This window comes from Citrobacter sp. CF971, from assembly GCF_006385635.1.
Taxonomy (GTDB): domain Bacteria; phylum Pseudomonadota; class Gammaproteobacteria; order Enterobacterales; family Enterobacteriaceae; genus Citrobacter; species Citrobacter freundii.
This window is the reverse complement of record NZ_CP041051.1, coordinates 2,261,086-2,283,959: the sequence shown is the minus strand read 5'-3', so window position 1 is coordinate 2,283,959 and position 22,874 is coordinate 2,261,086. Positions and strand designations below refer to the sequence as shown.

The following is a 22,874-nucleotide window of genomic DNA, read 5'->3' as shown; positions in this document are numbered from 1 at the left end:
ACTCCCAATGCTGAAAACGATTCGTAAACACGGTATTACGCTGGCACTGTTTGCTGCTGGTTCAACGGGATTAACCGCGGCAATCAATCAATTAACCAAGTCCACCATTGATGAACAGGCCGCGCTGCAGCAAAAAGCACTGTTCGATCAGGTGCTACCTGGCGATCGCTACAATAATAACTTGTCTGAGAGCTGTTATCTGGTCAATGCGCAGGCATTGGGCAAAGGTACTCACCGCGTGTATATTGCCCGCCAGGACGACCGTCCCGTTGCAGCAATTCTTGAAGCTACGGCGCCAGATGGGTATTCCGGGGCGATTCAACTGCTTGTCGGTGTCGATTTTACGGGTACCGTGTTGGGTACGCGGGTAACTGAGCATCATGAAACCCCGGGACTGGGCGATAAAATCGAACTGCGACTGTCCGACTGGATCACCCACTTTAGCGGCAAAACGATCGCTACGGGTAACGATGCCCACTGGGCTGTGAAAAAAGACGGCGGCGACTTTGACCAGTTTACTGGCGCAACCATTACGCCGCGGGCGGTAGTGAACGCAGTAAAACGCGCCGGTTTGTATGCGCAGACGCTACCCGCGCAGCTTCCTCAACTTAGCGCCTGTGGAGAATAAATCATGAGCGAAATTAAAGACGTTATTGTCCAGGGGTTATGGAAAAATAACTCCGCGCTTGTGCAGCTACTCGGGATGTGTCCGCTGTTGGCCGTTACCTCTACCGCCACTAACGCGCTGGGGCTGGGGCTCGCGACGACGCTCGTTCTGACGCTGACCAACCTGACGATTTCGGCCCTTCGTCGCTGGACTCCGCCTGAAATCCGTATTCCAATTTATGTCATGATCATCGCCTCCGTGGTGAGTGCGGTGCAGATGCTGATCAATGCCTATGCCTTTGGCCTGTATCAGTCTCTGGGCATCTTTATCCCGCTGATTGTGACCAACTGTATTGTTGTTGGCCGCGCAGAAGCCTTCGCCGCCAAAAAAGGCCCTGCATTATCCGCACTCGATGGTTTTTCCATCGGTATGGGGGCGACCGGCGCCATGTTTGTTCTGGGCTCGCTGCGTGAAATAATTGGTAACGGTACACTGTTTGATGGCGCAGACGGTTTGTTGGGTAACTGGGCCAAAGTATTGCGCGTTGAGATCTTCCATACTGATACGCCGTTTCTGCTGGCCATGCTGCCACCAGGCGCGTTTATTGGTCTGGGCTTGATGCTGGCAGTTAAGTACCTGATTGATGAGAGAATGAAGAAACGTCGTGCCGAAGCGGCTGTTGCGGACAGTCCAGCTGGTGAAACAGGGAATGTCTCATGAACAAAGCAAAACGTCTGGAAATACTGACTCGCCTTCGGGATAACAACCCGCATCCGACAACCGAGCTTAATTTTACATCGCCGTTTGAACTGCTGATTTCGGTCTTGCTATCCGCTCAAGCCACCGATGTCAGCGTCAATAAAGCGACGGCTAAACTATACCCCGTCGCCAATACGCCTGCTGCGATGCTGGAGCTCGGAGTTGAAGGTGTTAAGTCCTACATCAAGACAATCGGCTTGTTTAACAGCAAAGCGGAAAACGTAATTAAAACCTGCCGCATTCTGCTGGAACAACATAATGGTGAAGTGCCTGAAGACCGTGCTGCGTTAGAAGCTCTCCCCGGCGTTGGGCGCAAGACGGCTAATGTGGTGTTAAATACCGCCTTTGGCTGGCCCACTATTGCCGTAGATACCCACATTTTCCGGGTATGTAACCGGACACAATTCGCCCCAGGTAAAAACGTCGAGCAGGTAGAAGAAAAGCTACTGAAAGTTGTACCCAGTGAATTTAAAGTCGATTGCCACCACTGGTTAATTCTTCATGGCCGCTACACCTGTATAGCCAGAAAGCCACGTTGTGGTTCCTGTATCATCGAAGATCTCTGCGAATTCAAAGAGAAAGTCGATATCTAATGCTGCCGGGGCATCCTCTTTGCCCCATACATAACGTTTAGTTATGCACTCCCCAAAGTTTCTTTTCCCGACAATGATGCCATTCAGTGGCTCAAATCTAATGCAATATTCTTGTTAATTAACACCTGAGCAGGTTAATCGTTTTTTTAGCAAAAGAAATTTCTATCTATACGTGATCCAGATCATCCAGCTAACACAATGTTAATAAGTTTTTATTTTTTAGTTAAGGCGACAATTAGATGACCTAACTGCACAGTTTATAAACAAAACATTACACTGCCTATTTTTCAGATAATGGCCTATATCACTGGATTCAACCTTAAATAGCAGAACATATCGCCACATTGCGGTTTTAGCGGTGATTAAACAGTGTAAAAATCTGCCATTTTACAAATGAAGAAATTTAACGCTAGATAACATTTCGCAGCCCCGACGATTTCACCAGTCATGATATATGTAACAGATTATTACAAACCACTTGTCTGAATGGTCAAGATAGTGAACATTACTTGCCGTTTCCCCTCCCACTATAACAATCGGACGGATGAACTTGACTCATCACGTACCTGAACACCCCCGTTGATATGGGATGTAAAAAAAGAGGTAAAAGTGTCTACTGCAAACAATAAACCAACAGAAAGCGTAAGTTTAAACGCCTTCAAACAACCAAAAGCGTTCTATCTCATTTTCTCTATTGAGCTGTGGGAACGTTTTGGTTATTACGGCCTGCAAGGGATCATGGCCGTCTACCTGGTTAAACAACTGGGCATGTCAGAAGCGGATTCCATCACCCTTTTCTCCTCCTTTAGCGCCCTGGTATATGGCCTGGTTGCGATTGGCGGCTGGTTAGGTGATAAAGTTCTGGGTACAAAACGCGTCATTATGCTGGGTGCCGTTGTCCTGGCCATTGGTTATGCGCTGGTAGCATGGTCCGGTCACGATGCGGGTATCGTTTATATGGGCATGGCGGCTATCGCGGTCGGTAACGGCCTGTTTAAAGCAAACCCATCCTCCCTGCTCTCTACCTGCTATGCCAAAGATGACCCGCGTCTTGATGGTGCATTTACCATGTACTACATGTCCGTCAACATCGGTTCATTCTTCTCTATGCTGGCAACGCCATGGTTAGCTGCGCGTTACGGCTGGAGCACCGCGTTTGCGCTGAGCGTCGTGGGTATGCTGATTACCGTTGTTAACTTCGCATTCTGTCAGCGCTGGGTTAAACAATACGGTTCTAAACCTGACTTTGAACCAATCAACTTCCGTAACCTGCTGCTGACTATCGTTGGCGTTGTGGTTCTGATCGCGATTGCGACCTGGCTGCTGCACAACCAGCAGATCGCACGTATGGTTCTGGGTGTAATTGCCATTGGTATCGTGTTTATCTTCGGTAAAGAAGCCTTCACCATGAAAGGCGCTGCACGTCGTAAAATGATCGTCGCCTTCATTCTGATGCTGGAAGCGATTATCTTCTTCGTGCTGTACAGCCAGATGCCGACCTCACTGAACTTCTTTGCGATTCGTAACGTTGAGCACTCTATTCTTGGCATTGCTTTCGAACCTGAACAGTACCAGGCGCTGAACCCGTTCTGGATCATCATTGGTAGCCCAATCCTCGCCGCTATCTATAACAAGATGGGCGATACCCTGCCGATGCCGACCAAGTTTGCGATTGGTATGGTGCTGTGTTCCGGTGCATTCCTGATCCTGCCGCTGGGCGCGAAATTCGCTACCGATGCGGGCATCGTTTCCGTTAACTGGCTGATTATCTGCTATGGCCTGCAAAGTATCGGTGAGCTGATGATCTCCGGTCTGGGTCTGGCAATGGTGGCACAGCTGGTTCCGCAACGCCTGATGGGCTTCATCATGGGTAGCTGGTTCCTGACCACTGCCGGTGCAAACATCATCGGTGGCTACGTCGCTAACATGATGGCTGTACCAGAGAACGTGACTGACCCGCTGATGTCCCTTGAAGTCTACGGTCGTGTGTTCCTGCAGATTGGTGTTGCGACGGCTGTTATCGCTGTTCTGATGCTGCTGACGGCTCCGAAACTGAACCGTATGACTCAGGATGACGAAGCCGATGAGAAAGCCGCTAAGGCCGCGACAGCGTAATTCTCAGGGAAACTCATTTTCAGGCCGCTAACTGTTGTTAGCGGCTTTTTTTTTGCATGAGGTAGCACTACCATACGATATACCTCAGCCAAAAGGAGTTACCGATGAAACTGTTCTACAAACCGGGCGCTTGTTCTCTCGCTTCCCACATCACACTTCGTGAGAGCGGTAAAGATTTCACGCTGGATGGTGTTGATCTGATGAAGAAACGTCTGGAAAATGGCGATGATTTTTTCGCGGTAAACCCAAAAGGGCAAGTTCCAGCACTGCTGCTGGATGATGGTACGCTACTTACCGAAGGTGTCGCCATCATGCAATACCTGGCGGACAGCGTGCCAGACCGTCAGCTCCTTGCCCCTACCAGCAGCCTCTCCCGTTACAAAACCATCGAATGGCTTAACTACATTGCGACAGAACTGCATAAAGGCTTTACGCCACTGTTCCGTCCCGATACGCCGGAAGACTTCAAGCCAACCGTTCGCGCGCTGCTGGAGAAAAAAATGCAGTATGTGAACGACTCGCTAAAAGATAACCAATGGATCTGCGGCCCGCGCTTCAGCATCGCCGATGCCTACCTGTTTACCGTACTGCGTTGGGCCTATGCGGTTAAGCTGAATATGGCAGGATTAAGCCATATTGACGCGTATATGGCGCGTATGGCTGAACGCCCGGCGGTTGCCGCGGCGCTTAAAGCAGAAGGGTTAAATTAATTGTTGCTGCCGGGTGGTGCTTGCGCTTGCCCGGCCTACAGCTAAAAATATGCCCGATAAGCGTGAACGCCATCGGGCATTGATTACAACTGCGTTGCGCTGAAGTAGTGTTCAGGCTTGGCAATGCGATCCTGCGCGGCCACCACCTGCAACTCATACTCGTGCATCTCTTTAGTGGCGATCATCACTTCGTACACTGCCGCAGTCACATGCTCAAGCGCCTGCTGTAAAGACGCGCCCTGCAACAATTTCACCAGCAACAAGCCACTGGTAACATCACCCACACCAACCGGTTGACGTGCGCCAAAATCGACCAGCGGGCGACTGATATGCCACGCCTGTTCAGCGGTGACCAGCAGCATTTCGAAACGGTCGGTGCTAATACCTGCGCGTGCCAGATGCTTCACCAGTACAATTTCAGGTCCCTGAGCGATCAGTTCACGCGCCGCCACAACGGCCTCATCGACATTGTTCACCGCATGCTCGCACAGAATTTCGAGCTCAACCAAATTCGGGGCAATAATGTCACTAGCCGGAAGCGCATGACGTACATGAAATTCCGCCACACCCGGAGCTACGATACATCCCTTTTCAGGGTGTCCCATCACCGGATCGCAAAAGTATTTTGCCTGCGGGTTGGCCGCTTTTACTTTACGTACAATACCCAGAATATGCTCGCCCTGTTCAGCTGAGCCAAGATAGCCGCTCAGTACTGCGTCACAGGTCTGGAGTTTATCAATATCAGCAATGCCCTGGACAATTTCAGTCAAGTGGCTCGGCGGCATAACGCAACCGGTCCATTTGCCATACTGCGTGTGGTTTGAAAACTGGACGGTATTCAACGGCCAGACGTTTGCGCCAAGACGACGCATCGGAAATTCTGCTGCACTGTTGCCCGCATGGCCAAAAACAACGTGGGACTGGATGGCGAGGATATTCTTCATTTTACTTACCACAACCCTGAAAAAATAAAGGGGCGTAGTTTCCCACGCCCCTGCTAACACAATCTTACTTCCAGCAAATCAGACAATAGTTCTTCTTGCCACGGCGCAGTAAGGTATAGCGCCCGAACAGGATATCACTCTCCTGGAAGAAATATTCCGGATCGGACTGCTTCTCACCGTTGATGGTCACCGCGTTAGACGCAATGGTCTTACGGGCCTGACCGCGAGAAGGTTGCAGCTCGGAGTCTACCAGCGCCTGCATCAAATCGGCACCTTTGTCCATCTCGATCATCGGCACGCCATCCTGCGCCAGCTGTTCGAAATCTGCTTCACTCAAATCGCTGAGATTGCCATTGAACAAGCTTTCGGTAATGCGTTTTGCCGCGACCAGACCTTCTTCACCGTGAACCAGACGCGTAACCTGTTCGGCCAGAACATACTGGGCACGCGGCGCTTTACCGCTGTTTTTATCTTCTTCTTCCAGCGCATTGATCTCTTCAATATCCATGAAAGTGAAGAATTTCAGGAAGCGATAAACGTCCGCATCGGCGGTGTTGATCCAGAACTGGTAGAATTTGTACGGACTGGTTTTCTTCGGATCCAGCCACACTGCGCCGCCTTCCGTCTTACCGAATTTGGTGCCATCAGCTTTAGTAATCAGTGGTACGGTCAGACCAAACACCTGATTCTGGTGCAGACGACGGGTCAAATCGATACCCGAAGTAATGTTACCCCACTGGTCAGAACCACCAATCTGCAGTGCCACGCCGTGCAGCTTATTCAGGCAGGCAAAGTCATAACCCTGCAGCAGGTTGTAAGAAAACTCAGTAAAAGAGATCCCCTGATCGTCACGGTTCAGACGCTGCTTAACCGCTTCTTTGTTGATCATCTGGTTAACGGAGAAGTGTTTGCCGATATCACGCAGGAAAGTCAGTACGTTCATACCGCCAAACCAGTCGTAGTTGTTCGCAGCAATCGCCGAGTTGTCGCCACAGTCGAAATCGAGGAACGGTGCAACCTGTTTGCGGATTTTATCCACCCACTCCTGCACAGTGTCTTCGGTATTCAGTTTACGCTCGGCGGCTTTAAAGCTCGGGTCACCAATCAGACCGGTTGCGCCACCTACCAGTGCGACAGGCTTATGGCCTGCCTGCTGGAAGCGTTTCAGGCATAACAATGGAACCAGATGCCCCAAATGCAAGCTGTCAGCGGTAGGATCGAAGCCGCAATAGAGCGCGATCGGGCCTTGCGCCAGTCGCTCTGCTAACGCTTCCTCGTCCGTCACCTGGGCCACCAGCCCCCGCTCTTGCAATTGTTTAATCAAGTTACTGCTTGCCATCAAAATCTCCATGTATAAAACGACTGCACCTTTGCCGGTACACGACTTTTCGCCTGATGCGAAAGAAACATAGAATAAAGCGCCGGATTGATCAGCACCAGCGCTTAAAACAAGAAATTTGCATCTTTAGGGGGCCAAGCGATCAATTTTCCACGCGTTATCTTCGCGTTGGTATAAAAAACGATCGTGTAAGCGGTTTTCACCACCTTGCCAGAACTCCATTTGCTCAATACTCACGCGAAAGCCGCCCCAGAAACTGGGCAGCGGAACTTCTCCTTGCTGAAACTTCTGCTTCAACTCGAGAAATTTACTTTCAAGAATACCACGAGCTGAGATCCGGCTGGATTGCTTAGAGACCCAGGCGCCAATCTGGCTGTCGCGTGGGCGACTGTAGAAGTATTTCACTACTTCTAACGTGGAGAGACGCTCAGCCTTGCCGATCACCATCACCTGCCGTTCCAGCGTATGCCAGGGAAATAAAAGGCTGATGCGTGGATTTTTCTCGATCTGATGCGCCTTACGGCTGCCAAGGTTGGTATAGAACACCAGCCCTTTGTCATCATAATGTTTGAGTAACACGATACGCTGATACGGCTGGCCATTTTCATCGACGGTCGCAACGACCATCGCGGTGGGATCGGCCAGTTTGGCGTCACAGGCTTGCCCCAGCCAGCGCTCAAACAGCGCAAGGGGTTCGGCGGGAAGATCGCGGCGGCGAAGACCACCTTTCGTGTATTCACGGCGCAGATGCGCGATTTGCTGCAATTCGTCGTTATCAGACATGATGTTGGGCTACGGATTGTCAGTGGGTGACGCTATTGTGCGCCGCCCAGGTGAAAATCTCAACGCTTCGGGTTCTGTAACTGACAGTTATTTAGCACAATTCTGTCTCGTTTATAGACCGTTGCCTCGTCGCCTTTAGACCAGAAAACGTAGATCCCATCGGTATAGCGCGCACCTGATGCCGACACGCCCTGTTTGAGGTTCAATAGCTGATTATCATAAACAAAGCTTGCCGTCTGGCGGGTATTGTTCAGCTTGACGGTAAGCGGTTTTTCGTCGCAGCGGTATTCGAGCGTATCCGTTTGCATACGCTCAACAAATTGGTTGTATACGCTACACCCGCTAAGCAGTACCGGCAGACACACTAACAATAGTTTTTTCATAGCCATATCCTGAAGACTTTCCTGGTCCCGGAGGGTAATGGAACCCTCCCTAATATCCCTAGTTTACCGGCATACGGTGCTGAATAATTTCAGTTAACTCTGAGTTCGTGGGTTAGCAGGATAAATCGCCCCTAAAACGCTCGGCTCTGATGCACCAGTCACAGAAGGCAGATTTCCAGGTAATCCGGCCAGTGTCCGCCACGCCAGCCAGGCAAAGGCTAACGCTTCCATATCATCGCCGCTGATCCCGGCTTCATCAGTTAAGGTGACCTCTGTTCCCGGCAATAGTGCCGCCAGACGCATCATCAGCAGCGGATTACGGCTTCCTCCACCGCAGACCATGAGCCGTTCACAACCGCCGCTTAGCAAGACCTGCTCTGAAATGGTCACCGCGGTCAGTTCGGCAAGCGTCGCCTGCACATCCCGCGGACTAATCCCCGGGAACTGCACCAGATGACGTTCTATCCAGCCATAATTAAAATACTCACGACCAGTGCTTTTCGGCGCAGGCGCGGAGAAATAAGGGTCGTTAAGCATATTTTGCAGTAACGGTAGGATAACCATTCCCGAAATGGCCCACTGCGCATCTTTGTCGTAAGGTTGACCGCATTGCCGCCAGATCCAGGCATCCATCAGCATATTGCCCGGCCCGGTGTCGTATCCGCGAACGGGTTGTTGCGGAATAAGCAGAGACAGATTGGCAATCCCGCCGATGTTTAACACCATCCGCCGTTCCGTTGGATGCGCCAGCAGTGCCTGATGAAACGCGGGAACGAGCGGTGCACCCTGCCCGCCAAGGGCGATATCACGTCGACGAAAATCGCCGACTACGGTTATCCCTGTACGCGCAACAATCTGGTTGTTATCGCCAATTTGCAGCGTGTGTGGCGCAGCACCGTTCGGTTCATGCCACACGGTTTGCCCGTGGCAACCAATCGCAACGATATCCTGCGGTTTCAATTTTTCTTGCGCCAATAACGCATTCACTGCCTCAGCAAATAAATAACCGAGCTGTGCGTCCAACTGACCAAACTGAGAAAGTGTAAGCTGCTGCCCCTGGCAGATATCCAGAATCGCTTGTTTAACATGAATGGGGATGGGCCAGGTCAGACTCGCCTGCTGCGCAACCATCGTTTCATCTATTGTCGCCAGCACAACATCGACGCCATCAAGGCTGGTTCCAGACATTACACCGATAAAACGGCCCGATTTCATAGGTCATCCTTTTAAGCAAATTAGCCTTGACACTCAACCATAAAGTGTCGACTAATGCCATGCTTCCTTAATGATTTTTGGTGGCTAATCATTACAATGATCGTTTAATTACATCAATTACATGAATGATTCGTTTATACTCGGTTGATCCGATTTCGGTTAAGATTTTCATATTGTTCCAGTAGAACATGTGATCTTAGGCTCACAAATGCCATATAATTTAACCATGAAGGGTGCTTTATTAGCGTTTCGTGGTGACAAAGGAGATTTGTAAATGATTAAACGTGTGCTGATTGTTTCATTAATGGGCGTATCTTTAGCGGGTTGCGTTAACAATGATAGCCTTTCAGGTGACGTGTATACCGCATCCGAAGCGAAACAAGTTCAGAACGTTACCTACGGTACGATTGTTCATGTTCGTCCGGTGCAAATCCAGGGTGGCGATGACGCAAACGTGATTGGTGCTATTGGTGGTGCGGTACTCGGCGGGTTCCTCGGTAACACCGTCGGTGGCGGTACGGGTCGTTCATTAGCGACGGCTGCAGGCGCAGTTGCCGGTGGCGTAGCGGGTCAAGGCGTACAAGGTGCGATGAATAAAACCCAGGGTGTGGAACTGGAAATCCGTAAGGATGATGGTAATACCATCATGGTGGTTCAGAAACAGGGTGCGACCAAGTTTTCAGCCGGCCAGCGCGTTGTTATGGCTAACAACGGCAGCCAGGTTACCGTGTCTCCACGCTAATCTAATTCACGTGTGGTCAGACTCTGGCCACACGTCATTTTTTTGCTTCAGCCCTGTGACTGCAGCTCAATAATATTGTGTTCCAGCCTGGCGACCAGTTTAATCAGCAGATCAATTTCCTCAGCTGAAATCCCTTCCAAAATTTCTCCACGCGTCTTGTTGATAACCGCTTCCATATCAGCGATCAGCGGCTCTGCTTTTTCTGTCAGTTTAATTCTCTTTGCCCGGCGATCGCTGGCGCAAGTCTGTCGTGAAATGAGTCCCTTTTCCTCTAACTGGTCAAGCGTACGTACCAACGAAGGCTGCTCGATGCCAATCGCTTTAGCCAACTGAATCTGCGATTGATCCGGCGGCAACTGATGAATGTTGTGCAGCGTAACCCAATGCGTCTGCGTCAACTCCAGAGGTTTCAGGCGATGGTCAATCAGAGCACGCCAAATGCGCACCAACCGTGCCAGATCAGAACCTAATGGCGATTCCAATTTCATCTCCTTATAATTAGCTTGCTAAGTTATTGTGCTGATTTTAGAATAGTGTGCAGCATTTGTATTCCCAAAACAAATGTATTGCCAAATTTGCTTACCGGCTGACATTTTTTCAGACATTATGCGTTACGGAGACTCATTGTCTCTTTTTTGCTAAACCTATAGCAATGCTCTCTTCCGCCAAGGATTTTGCCCGTGAAGTTTATGTTTAATGCAACAGGATTGCCCCTACAAGATTTAATGATCGGCGCATCTGTCTACTTCCCTCCTGTTTTCAAGGCGATTGTAGCAGGATTTATTCTCTGGCTGGTTGTTCATCGCCTACTGCGCGACTGGATTTACTCTGGCGAAATCTGGCATCCCTTGTTAATGGATCTATCACTCTTTACGCTTTGCGTATGTCTGGCCTTTGTTATGCCGATAGCGTGGTGATTATGTCGCTTAAAACCGTTAAATACTTCTCCACTATTATAGTCGCTGCAATCGCAGTTTTCGCCGGATGGTGGATGTGGAATTACTATATGCAATCGCCCTGGACACGTGATGGCAAAGTGCGAGCTGAGCAGGTCAGCATTACGCCACAGGTGTCAGGTAGCATTAGCGAACTCTATATAAAAGATAACCAGTTTGTGAATAAAGGCGATGTCCTTTTTATTATCGACAAGACACCATTTCACATTGCTGAACTGAATGCGCAAGCGCAACTTGCAAAAGCGCAGTCTGACCTGGCGAAAGCCAATAACGAAGCCAACCGCCGCCGTCATTTATCGCAAAATTACATCTCAGCCGAGGATCTGGATACCGCAAATCTCAACGTGAAAGCCATGCAGGCGAGTGTTGAAGCAGCAGAGGCCAGTCTGCGTCAGGCACAGTGGCAATTGACGCAAACGGTGGTCAAAGCCCCCGTAGCGGGCTGGGTCACCAATCTTTCAACCCGTCCCGGAGACTACGCTTCAACCGGGAAACCTCTGTTTGCTCTCGTCGACAGTCACTCTTTTTATGTAATGGGGTATTTTGAAGAAACTAAGTTGCGCCACATTCGCGAAGGTGCACCTGCCCTCATCACGCTCTACAGCGGTGATATAAAGTTACAGGGTCACGTTTCCAGTATTGGTCGTGCTATCTACGATCAAAGTGTGGAAAGTGATTCCGGCCTGATTCCAGATATCAAGCCCAACGTGCCGTGGGTGCGTCTGGCGCAGCGTATCCCGGTACGCATCGAATTCGACGCCCTGCCGCGGGATGTAACGCTGGTATCAGGTACAACCTGCAGCGTATCCATCGGCCAGCGTAAATGAAACTACCCCGCCTGACACCTGGCAATTTGCCGTGGTTTAAAGCCACGGCGGCACAGTGGCGTTATGCGCTGCGTAACACCATTGCGATGTGTCTGGCGTTAACTTTTGCTTATTATCTGAATCTGGACGAACCCTATTGGGCGATGACCTCAGCGGCGGTGGTCAGTTTTCCCACCGTTGGCGGGGTTATCAGCAAAAGTCTGGGTCGCGTGGCAGGTAGCTTACTGGGTGCCACCGCCGCATTGATTATTGCCGGTCATACCCTTAATGAGCCGTGGTTATTCTTGCTGAGCATGTCGGTGTGGATCGGTTTTTGTACCTGGGCCTGTGCGCATTTCACCAATAACGTTGCCTACGCCTTTCAACTGGCGGGTTATACGGCGGCGATCATTGCGTTTCCCATGGTCAATACCGTGGAAATTACGCAGTTATGGGATATCGCGCAGGCACGCGTGTGTGAAGTCATCGTCGGTATCTTGTGTGGCGGTGTGATGATGATGATCCTGCCCAGCACCTCCGATGGCATCACGTTACTGACTGCATTGAAAAACATGCATTCACGTTTACTGGAACATGCCAGCCTACTCTGGCAACCAGAAACCACTGACGCCATTCGCACAGCCCATGAAGGTGTTATCGGTCAGATTCTTACCATGAACCTGCTGCGTATTCAGGCGTTCTGGAGCCACTACCGTTTTCGCCGACAAAATGCTTTGCTCAATTCGCTGTTGCATCAACAGTTAAGGATGACCAGCGTGATTTCCAGTCTGCGCAGGATGCTGCTGAACTGGCCTAATCCCCCGTCCAATACCCGGGAAATTATCGAGCAGTTGCTCAGCGAACTGATAAAATCCAATGCTAATAGCTACACCGTCGCACGTATTATTGCCCCACTGCGACCTGTCGATGCACGCGACTATCGACACGTCGCCTTCTGGCAACGACTGCGTTATTTTTGTCGGCTCTACCTGCGCAGCAGTCATTATCTGCATTTACTGGAAAATGGCGTTACCGCCGAGCGTATTAATATCGTCCGCACGCCGGGGCTTGCCCGTCATACCGATAATGCGGAAGCTATCTGGAGCGGGTTACGTACGTTCTGCACTTTGATGCTTATCGGCGCATGGAGCATTGGCGCACAATGGGAATCAGGCTCTGGCGCACTCACGCTCGCCGCCATCAGCAGTGTGCTGTATTCCGCCGTTGCCACGCCGTTCAAGTCGCTTTCTTTGCTGATGCGCACGCTGGTTTTGCTGTCGCTGTTTAGCTTTGTGGTTAAGTTTGGCCTGATGGTGCAAATTTCCGACCTCTGGCAATTCATTCTCTTTCTCTTCCCGCTACTCGCCACCATGCAACTGTTAAAGCTGCAAATGCCAGCGCTGGCAGGTCTTTGGGGGCAACTGATTGTATTTATGGGTTCGTTTATCGCGGTAACCAATCCGCCGGTATATGATTTTGCTGATTTCCTGAATGACAATATGGCGAAAATCACTGGTGTTGCGCTGTCATGGCTGGCCTTCGCCATTCTGCGGCCTGGATCGGATGCACGGAAAAGTCGCCGCCATATTCGCGCCCTGCGCCGGGATTTTGTCGATCAGCTCAGCCGACACCCATCACTCAGTGAAAACGAATTTGAATCGCTGACCTATCATCACGTCAGCCAGCTCAGCAGCAGTCAGGATGCGCTGGCTCGACGCTGGTTATTACGTTGGGGGGTCGTATTGCTGAACTGCTCGCACGTGGTGTGGCAACTGCGCACCTGGGAGGCGCGTTCGGATCCGCTGGCTCGCGTCAGGGACGTGTGTATCTCTCTGCTGCGCGATGTAATGAGCGAACGTGGCGTCCAGCAACGACCACTGAATGCCACGCTGAGTGAGCTACAACGCATCTGCGATACGCTTGCCCACCATCATCAACCTGCTGCACAGGAGTTATCGGCATTGATCTGGCGGCTACACTGCTCGCTTTCACAACTCGAACAGGCGCCACCGCCGGGCACTCTCAGTAGTTGATTATTTGATAACACCACAGGCGTAGCGCGCTCCGCCACCGCCAAGCGGTTTCGGTTGATCGGACATATTATCGCCGCCCACATGGATCATCAGCGCTTTGCCTTTAACCTCATCGAGCGTTTTGAGGCGCGGCGCAATGACCGGTGTTGTGGCGTTTCCGTCGTTATTCACCACCAGCAGCGGTAGGTCACCCATATGACCTGCGCCTTCCGGGCCTTCGTGTTTGCCGGTTTGCTGCGGATCATAATGGCCTCCAGCCGATTCCGCGGCTGAGGCTTTCCCTTCTTTAATCGCCGGTTGGCAGCTGCCGTTCATATGCACATGGAAGCCATGTTCTCCCGGCGGCAACGCTTTCAGATCGGGCGAAAACTCCAGCCCCTTTGCAGTTTCAGCAATAGTGACCGTACCAATCGCCTGGCCAACGCCTTGCGACGTGACCAGATTCATCGTCACTTTTTCTTCAATGGCAGCCTGCGCACCTGCACAGGCGAGTAGAGTGATGATGGCCAAACTCAAACGCTTCATAAGACCTCCGTCCAAAAGGTGTCTGATTGTTAAGTGTAAACCAGTGACACAATTTTGAACGGAGATGCACCAAAAACGCGATTAAGGTACGTCGTAACCCAGTGCCGCTTTACGAATGCGGAACCATTGCTGGCGAGACATGTTCAGCGTCTCAGACTCAATGGCGGCGCGTACGCGCTCTATTTTTCCTGAGCCAATAATCGGCAGCGGCTGAGACGGCAAACGTAAAATCCAGGCGTACACCACCTGCTCAATAGACTGCGCGTTTAACTCTTCTGCGATCGCGGCAAGTTCATTTCGTAATGGCTGGAACGCATCGTCATTAAACAAGCGACCGCCGCCGAGGCAGGACCAGGCCATTGGACGAATACGCAACTGCTGCAGTTGATCTAAAGTGCCATCCAGCAGGAGCGGCTGATGTACCGGAGAGATTTCAACCTGGTTGGTCGCCAGCGTAAACGGCAGACGCGATTGCAACAATGAGAACTGTGCCGGGGTGAAATTAGAGACACCAAAGTGACGCACTTTGCCACTGTGGTGCAATTTTTTGAAAGCGTCGGCGACGTCGTCAGCATCCATAAGCGGATCGGGGCGGTGGATCAGCAACAGATCAATATGATCGGTCGCCAGCAACTTCAGCGATTCTTCCGCACTGGCAATAATATGCGCGCTGTCGGTGATGTAATGGCCCAGCGCATTTTCCGCGCGCGCCGTCGTCGCGATCCCGCATTTGGTCACAATCTGCATTTTTTCACGCAAATGCGGAGCCAGTTTCATTGCCTCACCAAACGACGCTTCACACTGGTATCCACCGTAGATATCGGCGTGATCGACGGTGGTCACGCCCAGATCCAGATGCTCTTCAATAAAGCTGACTAGCTGGCGCGCGGACATATTCCAGTCCATCAGGCGCCAGTACCCCATCACAAAGCGAGAAAATTCCGGGCCTTGCGGCGCAATAGTAATACGCTGAACCATAGCAGCTTCCTTTTAAGTGAATGTGCCTCGAGTATACGCAATTACGCTTTTAAAAGAGTGAAGGTTGTTGCGGTTCTTCCGAAGGGTTGGCTTTGTTCGCACGTAATTTACGCATCAGGCGCTGACGACAAAGCCGTAGCACTTCCTGCTTTTGGGCATCGCTCATCTTTTGCCAGTTAAAACGCTCATCCCGACTGCGAAAACAGCCACGGCAAAATCCGCGTTCGTCAGACTGACATATTCCACGGCATGGGCTCTGGACGGGGAAAAACTCCAGCTGTTCGGCCACATCCCCTCCTTTAGTAAGATTGATATACTTATTGAAGACGTTAACTGAATTTCTCGCAAGCGCTATTGCATTAGACCGACTGGTCTATTACACTCCTTTTCATGAACAAAATCACTGAACACGATACACGCGAACATCTGCTGGCGACTGGCGAACTGCTGTGTATGCAGCGCGGCTTCACCGGCATGGGTTTAAGCGAACTACTGAAAACCGCTGAAGTACCCAAAGGTTCGTTTTATCATTACTTTCGCTCTAAAGAAGCGTTCGGTGTCGCGATGCTGGAACGCCACTATGCGGCCTATCATCGGCGACTGGCTACGCACTTTGATACGGGAGCGGGAAACTACCGCGACCGCATTCTGGCCTACTATCAGGAAACCCTGAACCAGTTTAGCCAGCACGGCATTATTAGCGGCTGTTTAACTGTAAAACTGTCTGCCGAAGTGTGCGATCTGTCAGAAGATATGCGCACAGCGATGGATAAAGGCGCGCGGCACATTATTGTGCTGTTAGCGCAGGCACTGGAGAAAGGTCAGGCCAGCCATTGTCTGTCCTTTGTTGGCGAGCCGTTACAGCAGGCGCAAGTACTGTATGCGCTGTGGCTTGGCGCCAACCTGCAGGCCAAGATTTCTCGTAGCGCTACTCCGCTGGAAAATGCGCTGGCGCACGTTAAAAACATCATCACAACGCCTGCCGTTTAACAGGCGTTTTTATTTCCTTTATTACTAGACGACCGGTCTATTCAGGAGTGCCACATGTCATCTGAAAAACTGTTTTCCCCACTGAAAGTGGGTGCCATTACGGCAGCAAACCGCGTATTCATGGCGCCACTGACGCGTCTGCGCAGTATTGAGCCTGGCGACATCCCTACTCCGCTGATGGCCGAGTATTACCGTCAACGCGCCAGCGCGGGTCTTATTATCAGCGAAGCGACGCAGATTTCCGCACAGGCGAAAGGTTATGCCGGAGCACCCGGCTTACACAGCGAAGCGCAAATTGCCGCATGGAAGAAAATCACCGCTGCCGTACACGCTGAGCAAGGTCATATTGCTGTCCAGTTGTGGCACACCGGACGCATCTCTCACGCCAGTCTGCAGCCAAATGATCAAGCTCCAGTTGCACCTTCCGCGATTAGTGCTGGAACTCGCACCTCGCTGCGCGATGAAAACGGCCTGGCAACGCGTGCCGATACCTCAATGCCACGTGCGCTGGAAACCGAAGAGATTCCGGGCATCGTTAATGACTTCCGTCAGGCGATAGCCAACGCGCGCGAAGCGGGTTTCGACATGGTTGAACTGCACTCTGCCCACGGCTACCTGCTGCACCAGTTCCTGTCGCCAACCTCTAATCAGCGTACCGATCAGTACGGCGGTAGCGTCGAAAATCGTGCGCGTCTTGTGCTGGAAGTGGTTGATGCCGGTATTAAAGAATGGGGTGCCGATCGTATTGGTATTCGCGTCTCCCCGATTGGCTCATTCCAGAACGTTGACAACGGTCCGAACGAAGAAGCCGATGCGCTGTATCTGATTGAACAATTGGGCAAGCGTGGAATCGCTTACCTGCACATGTCTGAGCCGGATTGGGCCGGTGGTGAGCCGTATTCCGATGCGTTCCGCGAAAAAGTTCGCGCGCGCTTCCACGGTCCTATCATTGGTGCTGGTGCCTACACCCCTGAAAAGGCAGAAGCGCTGATCGAGAAAGGTCTGATCGACGCCGTTGCTTTTGGTCGCGCCTATATTGCTAACCCGGATCTGGTGGCGCGTCTGCAACGCAAAGCGGAACTGAATCCGCAACGTGCCGAGAGCTTCTACGGCGGCGGCGCGGAAGGTTACACCGACTATCCTACCCTCTAACGTCACAATCTCCGTTCTGCCATTGATAGCGGCGTAACAACGCCGCTATACTAAAACAACATTTTGAATGTATTAGCCATTTTCGAAGGGGAAAAAGATGCGTTTACTCCATACCATGCTGCGCGTGGGTGACCTGCAGCGTTCCATCGAGTTTTATACCAACGTGCTGGGCATGAAGCTGCTGCGTACCAGCGAAAACCCTGAATACAAGTACTCTCTGGCTTTTGTTGGCTACGGTCCTGAAACCAGTGAAGCCGTAATCGAACTGACCTATAACTGGGGTGTCGACAAGTATGAGCTGGGTACTGCCTATGGCCATATCGCCCTGAGCGTAGACAACGCGGCTGAAGCCTGTGAACGTATTCGCCAGAATGGCGGTAACGTAACGCGTGAAGCGGGTCCGGTAAAAGGCGGCACCACAGTGATTGCGTTCGTTGAAGATCCGGACGGCTATAAAATTGAGCTGATCGAAGAGAAAGACGCCGGGCGCGGCCTGGGCGACTAACTTCCCCCTCGGGCGCAGATCGTCTGTGCCCGTAGTTTTATACTCATCATTTTGCCATAATACGCGCTGCAATTTTCCCGTATTAAGAGACCCAGATGTCCGATAACGCTCAACTTTCCGGTCTGTGTGACCGTTTTCGTGGTTTTTATCCTGTCGTCATTGATGTCGAAACCGCAGGGTTCAATGCCAAAACCGATGCGCTGCTTGAGATTGCAGCCATCACACTGAAAATGGATGAACAAGGCTGGCTGATGCCGGACACGACGTTGCATTTCCACGTAGAGCCGTTTGAAGGCGCGAATCTGCAGCCGGAGGCGCTCGCCTTTAACGGTATTGATCCGAACAATCCGCTACGCGGCGCGGTCAGCGAATATGACGCCCTGCATGCCATCTTCAAAATGGTGCGTAAAGGCATTAAAGACAGCGGCTGCAATCGGGCAATCATGGTGGCGCATAACGCTACGTTCGACCACAGTTTCATGATGGCAGCAGCAGAACGCGCCTCGCTGAAACGGAATCCGTTTCATCCATTTGTCACCTTTGATACAGCGGCATTAAGCGGTCTGTCATTGGGGCAAACGGTGTTGTCAAAAGCGTGCCTGGCGGCGGGAATGGAGTTTGACGGGAATCAGGCACACTCGGCACTGTATGACACCGAACGTACGGCCGTGCTGTTTTGCGAAATCGTTAACCGCTGGAAACGTCTCGGTGGTTGGCCTCTTCCCGTGCCTGAAGAAGCGTAACGGCGACATAAAAAAAGCGACCATTTCAGGTCGCTTTTTTACTTCTGCTGATATTACTCAGCGTCCGGCTCTTCGGTTTTGTATTTCGCAGCTGTTTCTTTAATCAGCTGCTGCAACTCACCGCGCTGGTACATTTCGATCAAAATGTCACAACCGCCAACCAACTCACCATCAACCCACAGTTGTGGGAAAGTTGGCCAGTTTGCGTATTTCGGCAGTTCGGCGCGAATATCCGGGTTCTGCAGAATATCAACGTAAGCAAAGCGTTCACCACAGGCTGACAGCGCCTGCACAGCCTGAGCGGAGAAACCGCAGCTTGGCAGTTTAGGAGAACCTTTCATGTACAGGAGAATCGGGTTTTCAGCGATCTGGCGCTGGATTTTTTCGATAGTGGTGCTCATTATCTTGCTTCCTTAAACTTCTTTTACGGCAGTAGTCTGACATTGTAACGGGTCAGACAGGCAACGGAAAATAACATTTTCATTACGCGTTATTATTTTATCCCCTGACGCTAAAAGTTGCATTCATAATCTCACTTATCCCCTTCAAACATGTGGTTTTGATTATCTGTTCACCAACTCCAACGTTAATTGATGTTTTTTTTGCGGTCGGTTACGAAACATAGTTTTAAACAAAAAAAGCTATTAACTTTCCCTCTTTCTATAGATTAGAATCGTCAAGTTTTGAAAATCACACGCAGGCACGATAGACCTGCCTTACCAGAGGACTGCTCAGTGGCGCGGATAAACCGAATCTCGATCACGCTCTGTGCTTTACTTTTTACTACACTGCCCTTTACGCCTATGGCTCATGCTTCCAAGCAAGCCAGGGCGACACCTACCAATTCTCACACCATCAAAACGGTAGATAAAAAGAAAAGCGCAACAACCAGCCAAAAAACAACAAAGACCAGCAAGAAAACGGCGACAAAAACCACCAGTAAAACCAGCACCAAAACCGCTTCCTCTTCTAAAAAACGCACTGCCACTCCGGCAAAGTCGACTAAAACTGCAAATCGTCGTGGTAAAACTGCCGTAGCACAAACCGCAGCTGTTACCTGGACTGAAAAATGCACACCGCGCAAAGGTCATAAACCACGCTGCGTGAAGGTGAAAACCACTGCACCAACTACGCTTGCTGACGCCCATAAAGTGAAAGTGCAGAAAGCGACTAAAACCGCTATGTCCACTTTGATGAACCAAATCGGTAAACCTTATCGTTGGGGCGGTTCCTCGCCAAGAACCGGGTTTGACTGCAGCGGTCTGGTTTATTACGCCTATAAAGATCTTGTGAAGTTCCGCATTCCGCGTACCGCGAACGAAATGTATCATCTGCGTGATGCCGCACCGATTGAACGTGGCGAACTGAAAAATGGCGATCTGGTCTTCTTTCGTACCCAGGGTCGCGGAACGGCCGATCACGTCGGCGTCTACGTCGGAAACGGTAAGTTTATTCAGTCACCGCGTAGCGGGCAGGAAATTCAAATCACCTCTCTGAGCGAAGATTACTGGCAGCGCCACTATGTGGGCGCTCGTCGGGTAATGACGCCAAAAACAATTCGCTAAAAACTTACCCTACAGAACACACTGTAGGGTAAGTTCTTCTTTTGCATAACCTTTCAATTTGCTACCCTATCCTTACTCACAATGAGGCTATTGTGTGTACTCAATATAAATAATAAGGAGAGAAGCAATGTCGTTTGAATTACCTGCATTACCGTATGCCAAAGATGCTCTGGCACCGCACATTTCTGCCGAAACGCTGGAATATCACTATGGCAAACACCATCAAACCTACGTGACCAATCTGAACAATCTGATTAAAGGCACGGCGTTTGAAGGCAAATCACTGGAAGAGATCGTTCGTAGCTCTGAAGGCGGTGTATTCAATAACGCAGCACAAGTATGGAACCACACGTTCTACTGGAACTGCCTGGCACCAAACGCAGGTGGCGAACCAACCGGTAAACTGGCCGATGCAATTGCCGCCTCCTTTGGCAGCTTTGCAGATTTCAAAGCGCAGTTCACCGATGCCGCTATCAAAAACTTCGGTTCTGGCTGGACCTGGCTGGTTAAAGGAACTGATGGCAAACTGGCTATCGTCTCCACCTCCAACGCAGGTACTCCGCTGACCACCGACGCGACGCCGCTGATGACCGTTGATGTATGGGAACACGCCTACTACATCGACTATCGCAATGCCCGTCCTGGCTACCTGGAACATTTCTGGGCGCTGGTGAACTGGGAATTTGTTGCGAAGAACTTCGCAGCATAAAAAAGATAACGCAGAAGGGCTTCCTTCTGCGTTTTTGCATTAATTCGCGGTCGTGAAAGCCTCTTCTGGCTGTCTTCTTGCGGAAATAAACACCAGCAGCAGCGCAAGTCCCGCCACAATCGCCCCCATCACTGGCACAAAACTGTAGCCCAGGCCGCCTGATATCACCGCCCCACCGGCCGCTGCACCCAGAGCGTTCCCCAGATTAAACGCGCCAATATTGACTGACGATGATAATCCAGGCGCTTCACTGGCAACGCGCATCACACGCATCTGCAACGGTGGAACGACCGCGAACGTCGCCGCGCCCCAGACCACCATACTGATCGCCGCCCCCAGCTCATTACGCGCAAGGAAAGGAATGGCCAGCATAATAACCATCAGCAGCAGTAAAAAGCCTTTCAACGTACCGTTGACTGAACGGTCAGCAAACTTGCCACCAAAGTAGTTACCGATCGAGAAACCAATGCCTATCAACACCAGCATCCCGGTAACAAATGCCGGAGTGGCATGAGTGATAGTATGCAGAACTGGCGAGATGTAGGTATAAAGCGTGAACATCGCCCCAGCACCCAGTACGGTAGTCAGTAATGCCGACAACACCTGTGGGCGCATAAGTACCGCCAGTTCGCTGCGAACATCCGGGCGCTCTCCGGCTCCACCCTTGGGTAAGGAGAAGAACAGGCTGACCATAGCAATGACGCCCAGACCCGCAGTGGCCATAAATGACATGCGCCAGCCGATGGTTTCACCAAGCCATGTCGCCGCCGGAACGCCGCCAATATTGGCGATGGTTAACCCCATAAACATCGTTGCTACGGCGCTGGCCTGCTTATGTTTGGGTACAACACTGGCAGCAACCACTGAACCGAGACCAAAAAAGGCGCCATGGTTAAGACTGGTCAAAATACGCGATAGCATTAGCGTGGTGTAATCCGGCGAGATAGCCGAAAGCACATTACCCAGCGTGAAAATTGCCATCAGGAATATCAAAGCATTACGTCGCGCGCGATGAGACAGCAGCAATGTCATCAGCGGTGCACCTATCATCACACCTACCGCATAGGCGCTGATCAGCATGCCGGCCGCCGGAATCGAGACATCCACACCTTTGGCTATGACGGGCAATAATCCCATTGGCGAAAATTCGGTGGTGCCTATGCCAAACGCTCCGATCGCCAGCGCCAGTAAAGGATAATTGAGTTTCATATTGCGACTCCGTAACGTCGAGCCGTGGCGCGACATAAAATAAGAGTCAAAAGCATGACATTGATCGCAAAATTAATAAAGTTAACAAAATTGCAAAAGACTTTTGCTTATTCGCAAACAATAGAAGAGATAGACGAGCGGAAAGAGTGAGGGAGAGCTAACTCCCTCGGGGAAATCAATGCAGCGCTGCGGTCAGGCCACCCGCGACGATCAAACCCAGAACAATAATGGTAGTCACTAACGAAAATTTCAGATCGGTGCTCATCAAGTTTTCTCCTTTTTATTCCCACACAAAAAGTGATATTGCGCATTTTTACACACTTGAAAGCAAAAATCTCTCACGATTTATATTGATAACTGCTTTTAACTCTTCCCCTTTTCGTTAAGATCAGACAAAATTCCACGCTTACTTGATTAGCGTACCGGCCATTGACCCCTTCCTGACGTTCCGTGTCGTTTTCCCGGCGTGCCGCAACCCTTACGTTGCGCTAAGGGTGTGTAAAGGCAAACGTT

The 22,874-nt window shown here is 51.0% G+C and carries 26 protein-coding genes and 1 pseudogene; 15 read left to right on the top strand and 12 right to left on the bottom strand.

Translation table 11 applies throughout. The features are described from left to right. Positions 1-7: 7 nt before the first annotated feature. From rsxG to gstA, 5 genes are all read left to right on the top strand, one after another. Positions 8-628: an electron transport complex subunit RsxG gene (rsxG, locus tag E6P06_RS14480; RefSeq protein ID WP_003029155.1), complete on the top strand. Its 621-nt coding sequence runs from the start codon at positions 8-10 to the stop codon at positions 626-628. A 3-nt stretch (positions 629-631) separates the two neighbouring features. After that, on the top strand, positions 632-1,327 hold the full coding sequence (locus E6P06_RS14475; protein WP_003029158.1) for an electron transport complex subunit E: 696 nt from the start codon (positions 632-634) through the stop codon (positions 1,325-1,327). Continuing rightward, positions 1,324-1,959 carry an endonuclease III gene (gene nth / locus E6P06_RS14470; protein WP_003029161.1) on the top strand — a complete coding sequence of 212 codons (636 nt, stop codon included), beginning with the start codon at positions 1,324-1,326 and terminating at the stop codon, positions 1,957-1,959. The genes E6P06_RS14475 and nth overlap by 4 nt, the downstream gene beginning before the upstream one ends. Positions 1,960-2,568: 609 nt before the next feature. Then, positions 2,569-4,074 (top strand): dipeptide/tripeptide permease DtpA, encoded by a 1,506-nt coding sequence (dtpA, locus tag E6P06_RS14465; RefSeq protein WP_003029162.1) that lies wholly within the window; start codon positions 2,569-2,571, stop codon positions 4,072-4,074. A 104-nt stretch (positions 4,075-4,178) separates the two neighbouring features. Continuing rightward, complete coding sequence (gstA, locus tag E6P06_RS14460; RefSeq protein ID WP_003029164.1) at positions 4,179-4,784, top strand: glutathione transferase GstA; 606 nt, start codon at positions 4,179-4,181, stop codon at positions 4,782-4,784. A gap of 83 nt (positions 4,785-4,867) precedes the next feature. On the opposite strand, the gene pdxY is transcribed toward gstA, so the two are convergent. From pdxY to anmK, 5 genes are all read right to left on the bottom strand, one after another. Then, a complete protein-coding gene (pdxY, locus tag E6P06_RS14455; RefSeq protein WP_049002797.1) occupies positions 4,868-5,728 on the bottom strand; it encodes a pyridoxal kinase PdxY in 861 nt (286 codons plus the stop codon). Positions 5,729-5,792: 64 nt separating this feature from the next. Further along, on the bottom strand, positions 5,793-7,067 hold the full coding sequence (gene tyrS / locus E6P06_RS14450; RefSeq protein ID WP_003029168.1) for a tyrosine--tRNA ligase: 1,275 nt from the start codon (positions 7,065-7,067) through the stop codon (positions 5,793-5,795). 126 nt (positions 7,068-7,193) lie between these two features. Further along, positions 7,194-7,850, bottom strand: a complete 657-nt coding sequence (pdxH, locus tag E6P06_RS14445) for a pyridoxamine 5'-phosphate oxidase (protein ID WP_139935371.1) — start codon at positions 7,848-7,850, stop codon at positions 7,194-7,196. A 59-nt stretch (positions 7,851-7,909) separates the two neighbouring features. Next, positions 7,910-8,239 carry a C-type lysozyme inhibitor gene (mliC, locus tag E6P06_RS14440; protein WP_003029170.1) on the bottom strand — a complete coding sequence of 110 codons (330 nt, stop codon included), beginning with the start codon at positions 8,237-8,239 and terminating at the stop codon, positions 7,910-7,912. Between the two features lie 87 nt (positions 8,240-8,326). Further along, complete coding sequence (anmK, locus tag E6P06_RS14435; RefSeq protein ID WP_046670633.1) at positions 8,327-9,448, bottom strand: anhydro-N-acetylmuramic acid kinase; 1,122 nt, start codon at positions 9,446-9,448, stop codon at positions 8,327-8,329. 274 nt (positions 9,449-9,722) lie between these two features. Here anmK and slyB point away from each other — a divergent pair, with 274 nt between their 5' ends. Next, complete coding sequence (gene slyB / locus E6P06_RS14430; RefSeq protein WP_003029175.1) at positions 9,723-10,190, top strand: outer membrane lipoprotein SlyB; 468 nt, start codon at positions 9,723-9,725, stop codon at positions 10,188-10,190. A 47-nt stretch (positions 10,191-10,237) separates the two neighbouring features. Here slyB and slyA read toward each other — a convergent pair whose 3' ends face one another. After that, positions 10,238-10,678 (bottom strand): transcriptional regulator SlyA, encoded by a 441-nt coding sequence (gene slyA / locus E6P06_RS14425; RefSeq protein ID WP_019076732.1) that lies wholly within the window; start codon positions 10,676-10,678, stop codon positions 10,238-10,240. Between the two features lie 192 nt (positions 10,679-10,870). On the opposite strand from slyA, the gene E6P06_RS14420 reads away from it, so the two are divergent. The 3 genes and pseudogenes from E6P06_RS14420 to E6P06_RS14410 all read left to right on the top strand — a co-directional run bounded on the left by E6P06_RS14420 (position 10,871) and on the right by E6P06_RS14410 (position 14,010). Beyond that, positions 10,871-11,107 carry a DUF1656 domain-containing protein gene (locus E6P06_RS14420; RefSeq protein ID WP_139935370.1) on the top strand — a complete coding sequence of 79 codons (237 nt, stop codon included), beginning with the start codon at positions 10,871-10,873 and terminating at the stop codon, positions 11,105-11,107. 2 nt (positions 11,108-11,109) lie between these two features. After that, on the top strand, positions 11,110-11,973 hold the full coding sequence (locus tag E6P06_RS14415; protein WP_003836440.1) for an HlyD family secretion protein: 864 nt from the start codon (positions 11,110-11,112) through the stop codon (positions 11,971-11,973). After that, positions 11,970-14,010 (top strand): annotated as a pseudogene (locus E6P06_RS14410) (FUSC family protein). Before E6P06_RS14415 ends, E6P06_RS14410 begins: the two are co-directional and overlap by 4 nt. Here E6P06_RS14410 and sodC read toward each other — a convergent pair. The 3 genes from sodC to E6P06_RS14395 all read right to left on the bottom strand — a co-directional run bounded on the left by sodC (position 13,986) and on the right by E6P06_RS14395 (position 15,777). Beyond that, the gene (sodC, locus tag E6P06_RS14405) at positions 13,986-14,510 is read right to left on the bottom strand and encodes a superoxide dismutase [Cu-Zn] SodC (RefSeq protein WP_032935835.1); all 525 of its coding nucleotides are present in this window, start codon (positions 14,508-14,510) and stop codon (positions 13,986-13,988) included. The pseudogene E6P06_RS14410 and the gene sodC sit on opposite strands and share 25 nt — an antisense overlap. An 81-nt stretch (positions 14,511-14,591) precedes the next feature. Next, entirely contained in the window at positions 14,592-15,488 is an 897-nt protein-coding gene (locus E6P06_RS14400) for an aldo/keto reductase family oxidoreductase (RefSeq protein WP_088902344.1), read from the bottom strand. A 49-nt stretch (positions 15,489-15,537) separates the two neighbouring features. Further along, a complete protein-coding gene (locus E6P06_RS14395) occupies positions 15,538-15,777 on the bottom strand; it encodes a DUF1289 domain-containing protein (protein WP_003029191.1) in 240 nt (79 codons plus the stop codon). Positions 15,778-15,878: 101 nt separating this feature from the next. Between E6P06_RS14395 and E6P06_RS14390 the strand changes: the two genes are divergently transcribed. The 4 genes from E6P06_RS14390 to rnt all read left to right on the top strand — a co-directional run bounded on the left by E6P06_RS14390 (position 15,879) and on the right by rnt (position 18,878). Continuing rightward, entirely contained in the window at positions 15,879-16,478 is a 600-nt protein-coding gene (locus E6P06_RS14390) for a TetR/AcrR family transcriptional regulator (protein ID WP_003832766.1), read from the top strand. A 54-nt stretch (positions 16,479-16,532) separates the two neighbouring features. Further along, complete coding sequence (locus E6P06_RS14385) at positions 16,533-17,630, top strand: alkene reductase (protein ID WP_139935369.1); 1,098 nt, start codon at positions 16,533-16,535, stop codon at positions 17,628-17,630. 97 nt (positions 17,631-17,727) lie between these two features. Beyond that, positions 17,728-18,135, top strand: coding sequence for a lactoylglutathione lyase (gloA, locus tag E6P06_RS14380; RefSeq protein ID WP_003029198.1), 408 nt, complete (start codon positions 17,728-17,730; stop codon positions 18,133-18,135). Between the two features lie 95 nt (positions 18,136-18,230). Beyond that, on the top strand, positions 18,231-18,878 hold the full coding sequence (rnt, locus tag E6P06_RS14375; protein WP_003029200.1) for a ribonuclease T: 648 nt from the start codon (positions 18,231-18,233) through the stop codon (positions 18,876-18,878). A gap of 53 nt (positions 18,879-18,931) precedes the next feature. Here rnt and grxD read toward each other — a convergent pair whose 3' ends face one another. Next, on the bottom strand, positions 18,932-19,279 hold the full coding sequence (gene grxD / locus E6P06_RS14370) for a monothiol glutaredoxin 4 (RefSeq protein WP_003832760.1): 348 nt from the start codon (positions 19,277-19,279) through the stop codon (positions 18,932-18,934). A gap of 333 nt (positions 19,280-19,612) precedes the next feature. Here grxD and E6P06_RS14365 point away from each other — a divergent pair, with 333 nt between their 5' ends. Further along, the gene (locus tag E6P06_RS14365) at positions 19,613-20,443 is read left to right on the top strand and encodes a C40 family peptidase (protein WP_003029203.1); all 831 of its coding nucleotides are present in this window, start codon (positions 19,613-19,615) and stop codon (positions 20,441-20,443) included. Positions 20,444-20,570: 127 nt separating this feature from the next. Continuing rightward, on the top strand, positions 20,571-21,152 hold the full coding sequence (gene sodB / locus E6P06_RS14360) for a superoxide dismutase [Fe] (protein ID WP_003029205.1): 582 nt from the start codon (positions 20,571-20,573) through the stop codon (positions 21,150-21,152). A gap of 39 nt (positions 21,153-21,191) precedes the next feature. Here the strand turns inward: sodB and E6P06_RS14355 are convergent, their stop codons facing one another. Together E6P06_RS14355 and cydH are read right to left on the bottom strand one after the other, a co-directional pair. After that, the gene (locus E6P06_RS14355; RefSeq protein ID WP_044712340.1) at positions 21,192-22,361 is read right to left on the bottom strand and encodes an MFS transporter; all 1,170 of its coding nucleotides are present in this window, start codon (positions 22,359-22,361) and stop codon (positions 21,192-21,194) included. A gap of 175 nt (positions 22,362-22,536) precedes the next feature. After that, positions 22,537-22,626 (bottom strand): cytochrome bd-I accessory subunit CydH, encoded by a 90-nt coding sequence (gene cydH, locus E6P06_RS14350; RefSeq protein ID WP_003029209.1) that lies wholly within the window; start codon positions 22,624-22,626, stop codon positions 22,537-22,539. Between the last annotated feature and the right edge of the window lie 248 nt (positions 22,627-22,874).